The organism is Leuconostoc holzapfelii (genome assembly GCF_012396485.1).
GTDB lineage: Bacteria > Bacillota > Bacilli > Lactobacillales > Lactobacillaceae > Leuconostoc > Leuconostoc holzapfelii.
Map to the genome: position 1 here is coordinate 1 of NZ_JAAXPO010000011.1, position 15,208 is coordinate 15,208.

Below are 15,208 nucleotides of genomic sequence, written 5' to 3' on the forward strand. Positions count from 1 at the left end.
GTGAGCTGATAAACTAGAAGACATAAGCTGCAGATCCTTTATGGTTGATTTTAGTCAATTACCATTAAAGTCTCTGCAGTTTTTTTATGCAAGGTGTTCGGTTTAATTTTACAATCTGCCATTTATATAAAAAAACTATTATCTTCATATAGTGAAAGTTAACTAGTCCTTAGTCAAGTGATAATATTTGATTGAGAGATAGGAAGGGAAATCATGACAAGAAAATTATTCTGTGAGATATCACCACTAACATACAAAATATCTTATGAATCACATATTTTAAAACGTAAAATGACGGATGCTTTGAGAACGCATATAGCTAAAGATAAGGAAGATAGTAAATTACCTTTTGTTATTTTTGAACATCAGTCCTTGATGCGCAGAAGATTACGAAAAGTACCGGTCCCTGTTGAAGAAGCAAAGGTAAATAATCTCAAAATTGCTGCTCCAAAGGTAGACCGTGTATTGATTAGACCAGGAGAAACCTTTTCATTTTGGAGTTTGGTGGGAAGATGTACGGTTCAAAATGGTTATCAATCAGGTTTAATGGTTGCGAATGATGGTCAACTGAAAAAGGGAACTGGTGGTGGACTATGTCAATTTAGTAATTTAATTCATTGGATGATTTTACATTCGCCACTAGATGTTGTTGAAAAGTATCATCACGAGCAAGTAGATATGTTTCCTGATTCTGACAGACAAGTGCCGTTTGGCAGTGGAACATCGATCGTTTATAATTATCTTGATTATCGGTTTAAAAACAACACAGGCACAACTTACCAGTTGATAACATATGTAGGTGAAAAATATCTTCACGGAGAGTTACGTGCTTCAGATGAACCTAAAAATACATATGATGTCAAAATGGTTGATGAAAAGTTTGTTGAAGAAGCTGGTAATGTGTATCGTTGTGGAAATATTTTTCAGCGTGTCTTTAACAATGGTAACTTAATCTCAGAAAAACTCATTAAAGCTAATCATGCTAGGGTGGCCTATGATACAAGTAATTTACATGTAATTGAAAAAAACAAATAAAAGGATATTTTCTCCTATCATGCAATTTACTTTGTTTCAAAGTGCTAAAACGGGTCACTCGTATTTTGTTGTTCCTCGAAAAGGTAACGCCAGCTATCATGGAGACTTATAGCGAATGTTTGTTATCGTTTGAAACGAAAACGATATAATTTGAAGCCATCTGAAACAATCACGATATAATTTGAGTTCGTTATAAACTTGGTTAATAACGGATATATTTTATCCTCGTATCATTGGTTAAGATAGAACGCATGTGCTTGTATCAAAATAAGCTAAATTGCGAGTTGATTTGTGTTTGATATATTGATTAATGTATATTTCATATCAGACAGACCTTAAATGCTAAAACGGCTCCAAAGATTAATAAAATATATAACAAAAGGCACGGACTGGATAATATAAGTTCGTGCCTTTCTGTTTGTGTGGTTGTTTAATTAGAGGGATGATAGCACTTAAAAATGTGATCATAAAATACAGTCATGCAAACTTACGAATTCAACTTTCACGTTGTGATCAAGGTTAAACCTAACTATTATAAATTTTAAATGCTTTGTTAAATTTTTGAGAGGCCTACTTGGATTACTAAATTCACTTCCAGAAAGCCTATTAACGACTTTGAACATACTACTGTTTCGTTTTCTAATGTGTCCTATTTCAGTTTCAAATGGAATAAAGCTCCCAGATTTACCTAAAATATTTCTATGTTCAGAGATAGGAATTTCATTATCTAAAAAGTAGTTTGTAACATCTTCTAAAAAAAATTTGGATACGTTTCTACGAGATAACATAAGCTAGTCATTGATTGTTATAATTACTTGTGTAAGTCTTATTTGAACTTTAGGCATCTCATAATGCTCTCTTGAAATGGTTCTTCTTAAAGTGTTACCCTCAATATAATTCAATGCCAAAGTTCTTGAGAGTTTCTAGCTCATTTAATATGTATCCTCGTTGTCTAGTATAAATTCATCATCTTTTTTGATAAATAAAGAGTGTTTGCATCATTAAAATGATCTATAAAATGGGTAATTATTTCAACGTACTTATCTTTTTTTGTTGGTTCTGATTCTATTGATAGCCCATTTAAAGTAAGAATCTCTAAGATAATCTACATCTACATCCATAACGCCTTACACGCCTTTCATTTTGACTTAACAATGATATTTTGGTAACTCCATTATACATTAAGTGAAGTCTCTTCTGGATCAAGAATATTTAAAGAAAGCCTGTGAACTGAACGCCATAGCTTGGGTTTACTCGACTTATGGGTTCAGTTCATACAATAGTGAATGACTTTTTATTTTTTTAAAAAGAAATTCAAAGCACTAATGAAACTTATCACGAACATCATTATGCCTACAATCTTATATTTTCGGTTGTTTTTTTCTTTTGCTAGGATAAAAAAGCAAGCGCCACAACTAGCTAAGGTAAATACTGTTAGTAAATCCATAGTTCCCCCAAGATTGATATACTTTTTAACGAACTTTTTGGTTTCATAAGATTACCAAATAATTTATGAAACTGTCGTCGTTCCAACGTGAGCGGTGTTCAAAGTTGTTTAGACATGTATATTTGCTGCAAGTACATGCTTGAAATGTTAGCCAGTAATATGAAGCCATGGATTTAGCAGGAACCATACGCCAAGTAAAAAAATCAAACCATTATACCAAATTAACTTACCATCTTTCTTTATTGCGAAGATACTACAGATAATCGATAGTAAGCCAATAAATGTTGAGCCAATTCTGGCATAAAAATGTTTGTTGGCTACTATAGATAAGATCATTAACATCATTAATATAGAAAAAGTAAGTAAGGCGATAAAAAGCGCCCAAACTTTATGTTTCATTATTTATCTCCAGTGGCACTTTTAACAGGGTTTGTAAATAATACGTGTGTTGCGCGTATTTTTTTATTGCGATGGCAACACCATTGGTAAATGCACTGCTTGTTAATTGCAAAGGCTAAATATATTTGCCAACAAGATTCATTATTTTTCTCTTAGTTATAGTGGTTTTCTTCGATTGATCAAACAGCGTTGCTAGTTCATGAATCATCGCACACTAGCGTCAACGCTTTTTGGCGTAAAAAAGTGTTTCGCAGCGCAGTCTAAATGAATCATTATTATAAAAGTGAACTTAATACGAATGAATGGTAGGTCAGTAGATGTTGAATTGCTACGCTTACTTTTTTATTCTATATTTGTTTAAACAATACAAAAAGATTGGCACAAGTGAGTATGTAAAAAGCCATTTATAATAAAAGTTGCCACTATTGATCAATAGGTTCAGAATAAATCCGATTAATAATGTGCCAAAAATAAAAAGCATATACTGTGCCGAGTTCAATTTGTTGACGTATCTGACAACACCATTATTTTCTTTTCCCAAAATGAAATTGAATAAAGTAAAAATTAAAAACCAACAAATAATAGTTAGTAGTAGTTTCATGATTAGATATAGCATGATGGCCCCCCTCGATAGAACCATGAACTTTTATTAAGCAGTTTTCTTACTGTAGATTGCGCTATTGTGGCTTTTTTTATGTCAGTCATGTTGAGGCTATATAAAATGGCCTGTGCCTGCACGTATTGTACCAGATAAGCCAGACTGTTTAAAGATACATAAGGCGATTGAGGGACAAGAGTGCCAAAGTGGCAGCCTTTCAAATGCATTGTTTGGGAATGTGCGTGTGTGAATATTGCATTCAAGGGCATAGACATGTATTTCAAAAAGTGACAACCGTTGAAAGGACTTACAGACTCTGTGAAAAAAAGGCATACCTTGTTGTTAAATTGAGGTGTGCTGCTTTTATATCTGAACGAATTTTTCCATCTTTGGATTGTAGTTTCCGGCTTAATTGTGCTAATATTATTACGAAATACACATGATTTAATATGAAAGTGGGTCATAAAGTATGGTGAATAGTGATGTTAAGTATGGCATTTTTGAGAAACACAGTTGGAAAGATGTCCTTTGGAATATGGGGAATCAGACAGGCGGCTTAACACGTCGATATTATTTTTACGAGGAACGTCATGGTAATCAGAAATTATTAACAAAAAGTGACTTGTTAGCTTTATTATCAAAAAATGAAGTTATAGCAGCGTATATTTCAAAAGAGGACCGGAATAAACAATATATTTCTCCTGAAAACATCGTAATCAGTGATAATGGTGAATTCTTTGTTGGTGTAGTTAACATGGACTATGTGAAAAAAATCCTTACTTACCTAAATGCGACAGCAGCAAATAGCTAATTTATCGTATTGTCATTAATGATGTGTACACCACGAAACGCAATTTAGAAAAACAAACTACGTGCTTTTTGAAAATACCCCATGCTAGTAAATTTAGCTTTGTCTTGATTTGAAAAAGTGTCCGATCAGGTATTTCAATCCGCTCACCAGGGTGAGTACGGCAAATAATAGTGTCATCGAGCCATTAGCAGTCAAACCGTGTCGTGAAATTGTTAGCGCAACCCAGAAGTCAAAGCCACCACTCAAACCGGTATATAATGTGAGTAAACTTAGAAATAAGGTGAGAAGCAACAAAAAAGTATTTTTTGTCATGTTTTTAACCTGTTTTCTGAAAATATGTCAAAACGCTTTAAATTATACGATTTTGAGTTCATTGCGCTTTATCGTCGCCGAAATCAGCTTATCCATGCAATGAATGGTCGAGTGCTGGCTTTTTATCGAGATGTAACACTAAAATTAACAGACCCATGAGTAAAAATATTAAGACAAGGGTGATGCCGAGCTTATTTTGTCCGCGAAAAAGGGCATCACCGCCAAAACTCAGTAGGACGGCAGAAGGAATTGCGCCACCAAGAATTGACAAGAATGTTGTGCTTTCAGGAAGTTGTAACTGATCTGCGGTGTAATTCACGAGAAAGACTGGCAGAAAGGGAATCATGTATGACACGGTGAGTATAGCAGCCGGGTGCTTTGCTGATGCAATTAATCGGACCCAACTATTTTGCGTATATGGTTGCTCTATAATTTTAAAATGGCTAATTAAAATATACGATAAACTGTTACCAGTAAAGGTACCTAAGGTATTAAGTATGATACCAACAAGTGGCCCAAAATAGACGCCAATTAACACACCCACCATCGAAGTTGGGACGCCTGGTATTAAACAGCAGACGGCTAGCAGTGTTGTCAGAAGTAGTGCGGTCACTATGCCATGAGAACGGACTTGGGCCCGCAACACCTCAGGCGTGAGATGATGATTCAGTAACGACATGATATCTGGATATATATTTTTTAACAATAAAAGCGCTAGGATGATAGTTCCTATGGCGATTAATAGACTTATTTTTGTCAGTTTCCTCACGAAAAATTGGCCTCACTCTGCGTACGTGTAGATAGTATTAAAATACTATACAACTCATCAGCTGGTAAAAACAAGTGACATAACGGTCGCACGTAGGAGATAAAGGTCAATTCTGCCATAACTAACATGGCTTATTATTCAAACTGCAGAAAACAGCTGACTTAAGTCTTAGGCTAAGTGCTATCCATGCCAGCAGTCTTTTACCATTTTCGGATTCTTGTACGAAAGGCTTTAAATGGGCAATAGAATTCATGTGAATTCATTTCCAAGTTGATAGGCTAGATTTGCAGCAGGCGTGCTAAATGGCCCTTTTAATAGTTATTGTTAATCAAAGCTGATATCATTGTGGCAATAAAGAAGAAATAAAGGACGCCAAAAATTACTGCAATAATGAACTGAACAAGACCGGCCCGATTCCAAGTGGCTTGGACAGCTTTAAACGTTTTAATGTCTTGATAATCACCTTTTTGCCAAGCCCACTCATTGCCCTTAAACCCACAGACAAATATCCAAAAAAGATTGAACACGGGGATCAGACAGAGGAGTGGCAGATAAGTCTTATTGCCAATGCCCCAAAAGATATTGTAAATAAAAGCCCCCCAGTTCCAGCCGCGTATTTCTTCAGGCACTACTTTACCGTTTTCATCCATGATTAAATTCCCCCCTATTGTATTGTTGATGGCACGTGACAAGTCACGTCAATGTGATTACTTCTAGGATAACAAAACGCGCCTAAAAGTGATAGGAAAAGGCTTTAAATATACCATTATGTCATCTTGGTTGTTTTTCTATTGCAAAACGAAACGTATCGTTTTATAATTAAAACAACAGGAGGACACAATGCATAATCCCAGTACACAAAATAAATCCGTTGGTCGGCCCCGCAGTGAGACGGCCAAAACAGCCATTATCCAAGCAACCATCTCATTATTAGATACGGTGCCGTTTTCAAACTTGACGATTGAAGCCATTGCGAAACAATCAGGTGTCAGTAAGGCCACGATTTATCGCTGGTGGCCAAATAAAGAAGCCTTGCTTTTTGCCGCCTTTTTACACGTTACGTCAGTTGAAGTCAATTTTGAGCCAGCCTTGTCAATTGAAGAAAACTTTCGCCAAGTGATTGGAGAACTCGTCGCGATATTGAATCGGCCGCTTGGTCGGGCATTATTTGCCGTTTTAATTGATCAACCTGAGCTTTTGACTGCGTTTCAAACGACTTTTTTTGCCGCAAAAAGGCAGGCGGCCAAGCAGCTTTTAGCAGCTGGTCAGGCACAACAGGTGATTAAGGCTGATATTGATTTGGATAAGGCATTGGATATGTTATTTGGTGCAGTTTATTTACGCGTATTTTTGTATACAGAGGTTGTAGATACGGACTATATTACGGCAGTGATTGCTACATTTATGCAAGGTATTCGTCACGTTTAAAAACGAGAAAGGTCGTGTCACATGACAGATGAATTGGTGGTACAAGTTGCCCAAGGGCAGTTACTTGGGATAAAAGAAGGTCAGACGCAAGTGTTTTACGATATCCCGTATGGACAGTTCGCCGAACGTTTTAAGTATGCTGCGGCACCTAGCTCATGGGCGGGGACCAGGCTAGCCACCAAACCAGGTCCGATTTTCAATCAAGATATTAACCGTTTAGCACCAGTAATGGGCAGTAAAAAAGAAGAAAAAAATCAGTCCGAAGATGCTTTTCGATTAAATGTCTGGACAACTGGCGCACAAACGAAAAAGCCCGTGTTATTTTGGATTCATGGTGGCGGCTTTTTAACTGGTGGTGGGGCGCTACCGTGGTATAACGGGCAGCGTTTGGCAGAAAACGGGGAGATTGTGGTAGTCACCGTGAATTATCGGCTAGGCGCCTTGGGTCATCTCTACCAACCAGGTGTTGCGGATGACAATTTAGCCCTACATGATTTGCTGATGGCGTTAACTTGGGTGAAAGACAACATCGCGGCCTTTGGTGGCGACCCCGACCAAATAACCGTTGCCGGACAGTCAGTGGGTGCCTGGTATACATTGGCCTTATTTGCTTCACCACTAGCAAGCGACATGATTCATCGGATTGGGCTATTGAGCTTTCCAGGTGCCGCTGAACCGTTAACCACAGCAAAAGCTGCGCTGTTAACCGAAATTTTATGCGCGCAGTTGGGGATAGCTGATCCGGCTGAATTGCGTCAAGTACCAGTTGAAAAAATTGTGACCGCACAAGGTGCCGTGGCACTTGAAATGCAAAAACGGACCGGCGATCCCGTCCCTACAGGTTTTTATCCTTATATTGATGGGCACATGATTACTGGGTCCATTATGCAAGGCGCAATTGCCCGTGCCAATGCTGGGACCCAGCTTTTTACTGGGACGACCAGTAATGAAACGACGGCTTTTTTCCAACAACCAGCCATGAAGGCCCAAGCTAATTATTTGGATATGGTACAAAAAACAACGGCCGATATTTTCCAAGCCCCAACACAGAGCCTGGCCATGGGGTTTGTGGCACAACAAGCCCCAAGTTATCTATATGAAATGGTATTTGCGGCCAAAGACCCGATGATACTGGCTTGTCACTGCATTGAACTGCCGTTTATCTTTAATAATTTTGCCGAGTGGGATAATGCACCGATGTTGGCAGGCCTCGATACCGACAAAGCCTATCCATTGGCCGAACAGATGCAGGCGTATTTTACCAATTTTGTGGCAACTGGCAATCCGAACGCAACTAATCAGCAAGCTTGGCCACGATTGACGACCAAGCAACCTGAAAAAATAATCTTTAATCAAACACTGACTGTTGAAGCCCTTAAGTCAGACGACGTTGAGAAGTGAGACTGTCGCCAAATCGTTTGAAACGCATCTAACGCGATGCGTTTTTTTTTGATTAAAAAAGCCCAGCCGCTTGCAAAAATTTTGCAAGTGACTGGGCGTGACGGTTGGATTAATCTAACCGTGGATATTTCATTTTCAGGTTGTTGAAAATAAAATCAATGGTTGGCCGGACGATGAAAAAGAAGACAGGCACCGCCACAAAGAATGTTTTGGCCCAATTACCAACAAAGCCCGATACGAAATACGGGTAAAGCTTACGGTGGGTTTCGGTTAAAATGACCATCATCACGGAAACATTACCAGTAATCACAAAGAATGGGATGGAAACGTGTCTTGGGATGACTTGGTTAAAATGGTGTGGAAAATAGTCATGAAGCTTTAGTACTAAAGGCAATGTCACATAAGTACGTAAGCAGTAGATAAATAGCACCGCCAATGGGTATATTTTTAAAATTGTGAGAATGACTGGCCACGACACACCATAACGGATAATCGTATTATAACTCAGCATAATCATGACCATGGTACTCACTAGGGTCACTACCACTGTATTAGGGTGATGTAAAATGCGATGCATGGTGTTTTGTAGTCGTGTCATAGGCAGGGCCGTCCTTTTAAATTTTTAATGTACACCGATCGTTTGCGTATGCGTTATCGGTCAAGTGCCTGTGTTGTGGTTGATCACAAGCACAAGTAAAATTGCAATTTCACTGATAATTCAGACCTATTTATCATATCAAAAAGTCATCAGAAGATAAAGAAATTAGCACATAAAACTTGTCAAAACCCCGACAATCTCGTAAGCTTAAACTACCAAATGAAATGACAAAACAGGTGAGGATTGGATGATGAGCGATAAGACAACTTTTTCTGATTTTGAACGTGAAGCGATGCGCGAGCGCGCTGCCGAGTTGCGCAAAACAAAGAACAGTGAAGCGGATTTGCTAGAAAAAGTAGCAGAGATGCCAGAGGCAGAAGCACAGTTGGCCTTGAAAATACATGAGATTGTGACGACTGTGGCGCCAGAACTCCAACCAAAAACTTGGTATGGCATGCCAGCCTATGCCAATGCGCAGGGCAAGACCCTTGTGTTCTTTCAACCGGCAACGAAATTTAAAGCACGTTATTCAACTTTAGGCTTTAACGATGGCGCACAACTCGATGATGGTCAAATGTGGCCAACTGCCTATGCCATCACAGCACTGACACCAGCGGTGATCAAGCAAATTGAAACGCTTGTTAAACAAAGCGTTGGCCGTTAAAAAAGCACAGCGATGAGCTGTGCTTTTTTAAGGCTTTTTATTGACTTCTTCAAAGTCGCCGTCAAATGTATTCGGGTCCTGTGGGCCATGTGGTGGCTTAATGAAGCGGGCGCGGATCCAAAAGGCAAGCCCAAACAGTAACAAAAGGCCAACAATGGCAAAGAAATTTTTAATGATAAAGCTCACGAGTAAAATCAAAACGATCGCTAAGATTAAGCGGGGAATAACCCCAAATGTGTTCGTAAATAAGAAGGCAACAAAATAAATGCCGAGAAAAATAATCAGTGCTGGGATTAAAAGTAAGCTTAACATGGTGATCCTCCAAAAGTTTGGTTTTGATTAGCGTCGTAATTTCTGCGCTTTTTGAGTATTAGCAAAATGCACTTTGGCAAAATGATTTAAATCCAAGCCATGGTCGAGTAATGTCGCGGCGACTTCGTCAGCTTGACGGCCGGCCCCAATTGGTAATTGCAGGCCTGCTTCTTGGCTTAATTTGGCGATACTATCGAGTTCAACCACGCGGGCCAAAATGGAGGCGGCGGCGACACTTAAATGATATTGTTCACCTTTCGTCGTGAAATAGACATTGTCTTTAACGATTGGGGATTGCTGGGCTTGGTTTAAATACTTGTAATACGTGCTAGCCTGGGCAAATTGGTCAATGAGAATGGCATCTGGGGTAGTCGGGGCAATTTTTGACAACACCTGACCGAGCACAAAATTATGTGAGATGGCTTTCATTTGGTTCACGTTATTGGTCGGTTGCATCTGATTATACTTTTCCGGCATTAAATTCACAACATGATGCGGTAAATTGGCAATAATTTCCGGCGCAATTTGACGCATCTTATCATCCGTTAAAGTTTTAGAATCTGCGATTCCAAGTTGTCTTACCCATGCTAATTGTGCCTTGGGGACATAGACTGCCGCAGTGGTGAGTGGGCCAAAATAAGCACCAGCGCCAACTTCATCCGAGCCTAAAACTGACCAATCGGCAAAACCTTGCGGGATATTGACACCCGGGGTTGTTGACTGTTTGCCCGTTGCCGGGCGTGAGGCCTGTTGTTGTGTGGGTGATTGCCAACGTGCGGCTTCTTTGTCGTAGTTTGCGCCTTGAAACATGACTTTGCCTGAGCGATAACCGGTAATCGTTGTTGCCCCTTTTTTCGCAACAAAGATTGCGCCTGCTGGTTTTTGGCCGGTTACTGAATTTGCGTAGTATGCTGCAATTTTTTTTAATTGTGTTGAAGTCACTTGAATAACAGTTTGCATACTTGTTATTATATCAGTTTTGGCCGTATCAAATATGGTGTATAATGGATTAGATATTATAAGGAATAAAACAATGGCTTACCAAAACGATAAACGACAATATCAGGCAAATTTAGCCGGTAAAAATTATACAATTTCTGGTCACGCGAGTTTACCACATTTCAAGGCAACGGAAACGTTGTTGAATAAGCAAATGACGCAAATTAAGACGGTCGCACCAAAGCTTGCGCCGCTTGACCAAGCAATTTTGCTCACTTTTAATGCCCTTTCAGATCAGCTTTATAAACAAGCTGAAGTTGATGCTTTGCAACAACAAGTTGCCGCTTTAACAGCGGAAAATACCCAATTGCGTCAAGCTGGAAAAACTGTTATCAAGCGTGAGCCGCGGAATGCGATTGGCTCAATCATAGATGATGCCAAGCATGACAGTCAAGTACGCACGACGGATAAATTATTTAAACAAGGAACAAATACATGATTTTACTTGGTAGTGCAATTATTTTTGTTTTTCTTTGGCTGGTCTCCGGCTATCGCCATGGCTTAGTTAATGGGCTATTGCGGTTAGCGCTATGGGCTGTGGTGTGGTATATTGCCATTAAATTTGCCCAGCCATTTGGGCATTTCTTGTCCCGCTTTGTGGCCGGGCAGTTTGTCCGCACCACCGTGCCACAAGAAGTTGTGAATCAAGGGTCACAATTCTTAGGTTCAGGCATTGCCTTTAGTGTGTTATTAATTTTAGGTGGTTTCGTCAGCCACTACGTATTACGCTCGATGCGTGTGATTCGCCACATTCCCTTTTTAGGTTGGGTTGATGGGGTGTTAGGGGCATGTTTATACGGTGTGATTGGTGTGGTGATTGCGTTTTTTGCCTTGCAAGTTTTGTCAGTGGTCCCCAATGTTTGGGTGCAGGACCAATTTTTAAAAACACCACTCTTGAATCAACTCTTGGATGGGGTGCCATTTTTTGCCGAACAAATCTATCAGTGGTGGCTCTAATATTTTAGTGCTAACTGATCAAACCAAAATGAGCGCGATGGCGCATGAAAAGATATGAATAAAAAAGTTTTAAAAACACTTGAATATGACAAAATTAAGTCACAACTTGGGGACTTTTTAGCGACGCCAGTTGGCCGTCAAGAGGCTGAGCAATTACAACCGGAAACGGATGTGGCAGTGATTAACGCGTGGCTGCAAGAAACAGCCGACGGTGTGTTAATTGACCGACTAAAAGGTGGCATTCCGTTGGCTAAATTGGCTGATATTACGCCACATTTAAAGCGCTTAACCATTCATGCGAGTTTAAGTGCCACGGAGTTATCGGAATTAAGTACGGTTTTACGTAATACGAATGCGATTGCCCACTTCTTTGACCAAATGGCAGATGAAGCCATCGGGGACTCCTTACAAATCCTGCCAGCGCAAGCGCAAGACTTGGCGACACTGCCTGACTTAACGCGGCAAATCGAGATCGCCATTGATGCCACCGGCCGAATTAATGATGAAGCCTCGTTTGATTTGAAAAGCATTCGTGGCAAGATTACTGGCAATGAACAAGCCGTTAAAACCAAGATGCAAGGTTATACGCGGGGGAAAACCGCGCAGTATTTGAGCGACCCAATCGTGACCATTCGCGCTGATCGCTATGTTTTGCCAGTGAAAGCGGAATATCGGAGTCAATTTGGCGGTGTGGTGCATGATCAAAGTCAGACGGGTCAAACGCTTTATATTGAGCCACAAGCTGTGGTTGAACTCAATAATAAGTTGAGTGAGTTACGCGTCAAAGAACAAGCCGAAGAGCAACGCGTGCTGCAAGAATTGTCAGCTGCTTTGGCGCCTTACACGGATGAAATTGCCCGTAATGTGACGATTTTGGGACATTTTGATTTTATCAATGCCAAAGCCCGGTTGGCGGCGCGCTTAGATGCCATGCAACCAGTGGTGGATCCGGAAAATCATGTGGCGTTACAACAGGCTTGGCATCCCTTGTTAGATAAAAATATGGCAGTCGCCAACGACATTGTGTTGGGTGAAGACTACAAGGCCATTATTATCACGGGGCCAAACACTGGTGGTAAGACGATTACCATTAAAACGTTGGGCTTATTACAATTGATGGCGCAATCTGGTCTATTTATTACAACAAAGCGCCCATCAACGGTGGGCGTTTTCCACGAGGTCTTTGCTGATATTGGGGATGAACAGTCGATTGAACAGAGTTTATCCACATTTAGTTCACACATGGCCAATATTGTTGGGATGTTGGACCAAATCGATGAGAAAACATTAGTAATTTTTGATGAATTAGGGGCAGGCACTGATCCGGCCGAAGGGGCCGCGCTAGCCATTGCCATTTTGGATAAAGTTGCCAGTCTAGGTGCCTACGTGATTGCCACGACGCATTATCCAGAATTGAAATTGTATGGCTATAATCGTCCAGAAACATTAAATGCATCAATGGTCTTTGATGTGGAAACATTGAAGCCCACTTATCAATTTTTGATGGGCGTGCCAGGGCAATCAAATGCCTTAGCGATTGCTAAGCGCCTTGGTTTTGGCGACGATGTGATTGGTGCTGCAACAGCACTAACTGATGAATCAGATCAAGACTTGAATCAAATGATTGCCGATTTAGTCGCACAGCGAGAAGCAGTCAAGCAGCATGATGCCGAACTTGTCGCCAAGCTGAATGCAACAGCTGAACAGGCCGATTCACTAACCGCTCAGCAGCAACAATTGGAAAAAGAACGGGCACGGATTGTCTTGGATGCCAAGAATGAAGCCAATCATATTGTCGCAGCCACGAAAAAACAAGCTGAACAACTCATTTCAGAGATTCGAAAAGAACGCCTAAATGCTGGTCAAAATCGTGGTCAGTTGAGCGAGCAAGCCTTGCAAGGTAAAAAAGGGGCGTTGGAAAGTTTGCGCCAAAATGTGAGTTTGGAAAAAAACAAGGTCTTGCAAAAAGCTAAACGTGCCAAAGTCCTTGCGGCTGGGGATGAAATTGTTGTGCAGTCTTATGGCCAACAAGGGACGTTGGTTAAACGTCACAGCAATGGGCAGTGGGAAGTTGAAATGGGCATTTTGAAGATGCTTGTCGATGAAGACGACATTGTCAAAACGGAGGCTACTGCCAAGGCGCAACAGGCCAAGCAAAAGCAAAAACAACAAAAAATTGTTAAAACGAAAACGGCTGGCGGATCAGCCCGGACCTCAGCGCGCGCAAGCTTAGATTTGCGTGGTGTTCGCTATGAAGCGGCATTAGCTGAACTCGACCGTTATCTCGATCAAGCGGTTTTGGCGAATTTAGGGACCGTCGAAATTATTCATGGTAAAGGTACTGGCGCGCTTCGCCAGGGTGTCACCGAATTTTTGCGTTCGGATCGCCGGGTCAAGGCCTTCCGTTTTGCCAATGCTAATGCTGGTGGTGATGGCGCAACAATTGCCGAATTGGCATAAATAAAGCGAAAAAGTTGGCTCCAAGGTCTTGGAAGCGGCTTTTTTTGTTGGAGAACATTTATCAAGGGTGTGATGTGTTAAAATTAATGGTACATGTTACGTGCCGTGCATGAATCACGGACTAAAAGCTTGAGTCTAGAACTCATTTTGTGAATGATAGAGGTGTGTATGCCGGAATTACCAGAAGTTGAGACGGTGCGTCGTGGCTTAGAAAATTTAATCGTTGGTAGTCGCATTACACAGGTGCGCTTACCGTATCCAAAAGTCATTACAGGGGACTCGCAAGCCTTTATAACAGGGGTGTTGCAGGCACAATTTACAGCGATTGACCGACGCGGGAAGTATCTGCTACTTCGCCTTTCCAATGGGCATACCATTGTGTCGCATTTGCGGATGGAAGGTCAATATTCAGTTGAACCTTTATCGGCTACGCCACATAAGCATACTGAGATTATTTTTGAACTGGCCGATGAGCGGGTGCTTTTTTATAACGATACGCGACGCTTTGGCCGCATGGCGTTGGCAACAACTGGCCATGAAACGCTGGCAGTGCCGGCATTAGGCAAGTTAGGGCCAGAGCCGACTGAAACCGCGTTAACCATAGCGGATATGATCGCTAAATTTGCCCGATCAAAAAAGCCGGTGAAATCATTCTTATTAGACCAAAATCAAATTGCTGGCATTGGCAATATCTATGCTGATGAAGTGTTGTGGCAAAGTCGTATTCATCCAGAAACACCGGCTAATGTACTCACAGCGGCACAACTGGCGACATTACGCACGAACATCATTTCCGAGATGGCTCGAGCAATCGCACACCATGGCACAACCGTGCACAGCTTTAGTAATGTCTTTGGCGAAGTCGGCCAATTTCAAAATGAATTGCAGGCTTATGGCCGTGCTGATCAGCCTTGCTTACGCTGTGGTACTATGCTTATCAAAATTAAAGTTGGTCAACGTGGCACAACTTTTTGCCCAGTGTGTCAAATTAAGCAAGCAGCCAAATCAAAGGAGTAAT

The 15,208-nt window shown here is 40.9% G+C and carries 16 protein-coding genes; 9 read left to right on the forward strand and 7 right to left on the reverse strand.

Features of this window, described 5'->3' with window-relative positions:
• Positions 1–213: 213 nt before the first annotated feature.
• A complete protein-coding gene (locus HF966_RS08090) occupies positions 214–1,035 on the forward strand; it encodes a VanW family protein (protein ID WP_168677791.1) in 822 nt (273 codons plus the stop codon).
• A gap of 1,594 nt (positions 1,036–2,629) precedes the next feature.
• On the opposite strand, the gene HF966_RS08095 is transcribed toward HF966_RS08090, so the two are convergent.
• Positions 2,630–2,881, reverse strand: a complete 252-nt coding sequence (locus HF966_RS08095; RefSeq protein WP_168677794.1) for a hypothetical protein — start codon at positions 2,879–2,881, stop codon at positions 2,630–2,632.
• A 1,067-nt stretch (positions 2,882–3,948) separates the two neighbouring features.
• Between HF966_RS08095 and HF966_RS08100 the strand changes: the two genes are divergently transcribed.
• The gene (locus HF966_RS08100) at positions 3,949–4,290 is read left to right on the forward strand and encodes a hypothetical protein (protein WP_168677796.1); all 342 of its coding nucleotides are present in this window, start codon (positions 3,949–3,951) and stop codon (positions 4,288–4,290) included.
• Between the two features lie 93 nt (positions 4,291–4,383).
• Here HF966_RS08100 and HF966_RS08105 read toward each other — a convergent pair whose 3' ends face one another.
• The 3 genes from HF966_RS08105 to HF966_RS08115 all read right to left on the reverse strand — a co-directional run bounded on the left by HF966_RS08105 (position 4,384) and on the right by HF966_RS08115 (position 6,021).
• Complete coding sequence (locus HF966_RS08105; protein ID WP_168677798.1) at positions 4,384–4,602, reverse strand: hypothetical protein; 219 nt, start codon at positions 4,600–4,602, stop codon at positions 4,384–4,386.
• 88 nt (positions 4,603–4,690) lie between these two features.
• Positions 4,691–5,281, reverse strand: coding sequence for a VTT domain-containing protein (locus tag HF966_RS08110; protein ID WP_168677800.1), 591 nt, complete (start codon positions 5,279–5,281; stop codon positions 4,691–4,693).
• Positions 5,282–5,682: 401 nt separating this feature from the next.
• Positions 5,683–6,021: a ribonuclease G gene (locus tag HF966_RS08115; protein ID WP_168677801.1), complete on the reverse strand. Its 339-nt coding sequence runs from the start codon at positions 6,019–6,021 to the stop codon at positions 5,683–5,685.
• Positions 6,022–6,211: 190 nt separating this feature from the next.
• Between HF966_RS08115 and HF966_RS08120 the strand changes: the two genes are divergently transcribed.
• Positions 6,212–6,799, forward strand: coding sequence for a TetR/AcrR family transcriptional regulator (locus HF966_RS08120; RefSeq protein WP_168677803.1), 588 nt, complete (start codon positions 6,212–6,214; stop codon positions 6,797–6,799).
• A 21-nt stretch (positions 6,800–6,820) separates the two neighbouring features.
• Entirely contained in the window at positions 6,821–8,200 is a 1,380-nt protein-coding gene (locus tag HF966_RS08125; protein WP_168677805.1) for a carboxylesterase family protein, read from the forward strand.
• A 109-nt stretch (positions 8,201–8,309) separates the two neighbouring features.
• Here HF966_RS08125 and HF966_RS08130 read toward each other — a convergent pair whose 3' ends face one another.
• The gene (locus HF966_RS08130) at positions 8,310–8,798 is read right to left on the reverse strand and encodes a hypothetical protein (RefSeq protein WP_168677807.1); all 489 of its coding nucleotides are present in this window, start codon (positions 8,796–8,798) and stop codon (positions 8,310–8,312) included.
• 247 nt (positions 8,799–9,045) lie between these two features.
• Between HF966_RS08130 and HF966_RS08135 the strand changes: the two genes are divergently transcribed.
• On the forward strand, positions 9,046–9,462 hold the full coding sequence (locus tag HF966_RS08135; protein ID WP_373306381.1) for an iron chaperone: 417 nt from the start codon (positions 9,046–9,048) through the stop codon (positions 9,460–9,462).
• Positions 9,463–9,489: 27 nt separating this feature from the next.
• On the opposite strand, the gene HF966_RS08140 is transcribed toward HF966_RS08135, so the two are convergent.
• Positions 9,490–9,774 carry an AFWIR motif membrane protein gene (locus HF966_RS08140; protein WP_168677809.1) on the reverse strand — a complete coding sequence of 95 codons (285 nt, stop codon included), beginning with the start codon at positions 9,772–9,774 and terminating at the stop codon, positions 9,490–9,492.
• 27 nt (positions 9,775–9,801) lie between these two features.
• Complete coding sequence (gene rnhC / locus HF966_RS08145; RefSeq protein ID WP_168677811.1) at positions 9,802–10,734, reverse strand: ribonuclease HIII; 933 nt, start codon at positions 10,732–10,734, stop codon at positions 9,802–9,804.
• A 73-nt stretch (positions 10,735–10,807) separates the two neighbouring features.
• Here rnhC and zapA point away from each other — a divergent pair, with 73 nt between their 5' ends.
• From zapA to mutM, 4 genes are all read left to right on the forward strand, one after another.
• Complete coding sequence (zapA, locus tag HF966_RS08150) at positions 10,808–11,212, forward strand: cell division protein ZapA (RefSeq protein ID WP_168677813.1); 405 nt, start codon at positions 10,808–10,810, stop codon at positions 11,210–11,212.
• The gene (locus tag HF966_RS08155; protein WP_168677815.1) at positions 11,209–11,730 is read left to right on the forward strand and encodes a CvpA family protein; all 522 of its coding nucleotides are present in this window, start codon (positions 11,209–11,211) and stop codon (positions 11,728–11,730) included. Before zapA ends, HF966_RS08155 begins: the two co-directional genes overlap by 4 nt.
• Positions 11,731–11,784: 54 nt before the next feature.
• Complete coding sequence (locus HF966_RS08160; protein ID WP_168677817.1) at positions 11,785–14,190, forward strand: endonuclease MutS2; 2,406 nt, start codon at positions 11,785–11,787, stop codon at positions 14,188–14,190.
• Positions 14,191–14,358: 168 nt separating this feature from the next.
• Positions 14,359–15,207: a bifunctional DNA-formamidopyrimidine glycosylase/DNA-(apurinic or apyrimidinic site) lyase gene (gene mutM, locus HF966_RS08165; RefSeq protein WP_168677819.1), complete on the forward strand. Its 849-nt coding sequence runs from the start codon at positions 14,359–14,361 to the stop codon at positions 15,205–15,207.
• The last annotated feature ends 1 nt before the right edge of the window (position 15,208 follow it).

Coding starts and splice junctions, on each gene's coding strand:
- HF966_RS08125 (WP_168677805.1), top strand. CDS start 6,821: ATGACAGATGAATTGGTGGTACAAGTTGCCCAAGGGCAGTTACTTGGG.
- HF966_RS08140 (WP_168677809.1), bottom strand. CDS start 9,774: ATGTTAAGCTTACTTTTAATCCCAGCACTGATTATTTTTCTCGGCATT.
- HF966_RS08135 (WP_373306381.1), top strand. CDS start 9,046: ATGATGAGCGATAAGACAACTTTTTCTGATTTTGAACGTGAAGCGATG.
- HF966_RS08110 (WP_168677800.1), bottom strand. CDS start 5,281: ATGTCGTTACTGAATCATCATCTCACGCCTGAGGTGTTGCGGGCCCAA.
- HF966_RS08120 (WP_168677803.1), top strand. CDS start 6,212: ATGCATAATCCCAGTACACAAAATAAATCCGTTGGTCGGCCCCGCAGT.
- HF966_RS08130 (WP_168677807.1), bottom strand. CDS start 8,798: ATGACACGACTACAAAACACCATGCATCGCATTTTACATCACCCTAAT.
- HF966_RS08090 (WP_168677791.1), top strand. CDS start 214: ATGACAAGAAAATTATTCTGTGAGATATCACCACTAACATACAAAATA.
- mutM (WP_168677819.1), top strand. CDS start 14,359: ATGCCGGAATTACCAGAAGTTGAGACGGTGCGTCGTGGCTTAGAAAAT.
- HF966_RS08105 (WP_168677798.1), bottom strand. CDS start 4,602: ATGACAAAAAATACTTTTTTGTTGCTTCTCACCTTATTTCTAAGTTTA.
- HF966_RS08115 (WP_168677801.1), bottom strand. CDS start 6,021: ATGGATGAAAACGGTAAAGTAGTGCCTGAAGAAATACGCGGCTGGAAC.
- HF966_RS08100 (WP_168677796.1), top strand. CDS start 3,949: ATGGTGAATAGTGATGTTAAGTATGGCATTTTTGAGAAACACAGTTGG.
- rnhC (WP_168677811.1), bottom strand. CDS start 10,734: ATGCAAACTGTTATTCAAGTGACTTCAACACAATTAAAAAAAATTGCA.
- HF966_RS08155 (WP_168677815.1), top strand. CDS start 11,209: ATGATTTTACTTGGTAGTGCAATTATTTTTGTTTTTCTTTGGCTGGTC.
- zapA (WP_168677813.1), top strand. CDS start 10,808: ATGGCTTACCAAAACGATAAACGACAATATCAGGCAAATTTAGCCGGT.
- HF966_RS08095 (WP_168677794.1), bottom strand. CDS start 2,881: ATGAAACATAAAGTTTGGGCGCTTTTTATCGCCTTACTTACTTTTTCT.
- HF966_RS08160 (WP_168677817.1), top strand. CDS start 11,785: ATGAATAAAAAAGTTTTAAAAACACTTGAATATGACAAAATTAAGTCA.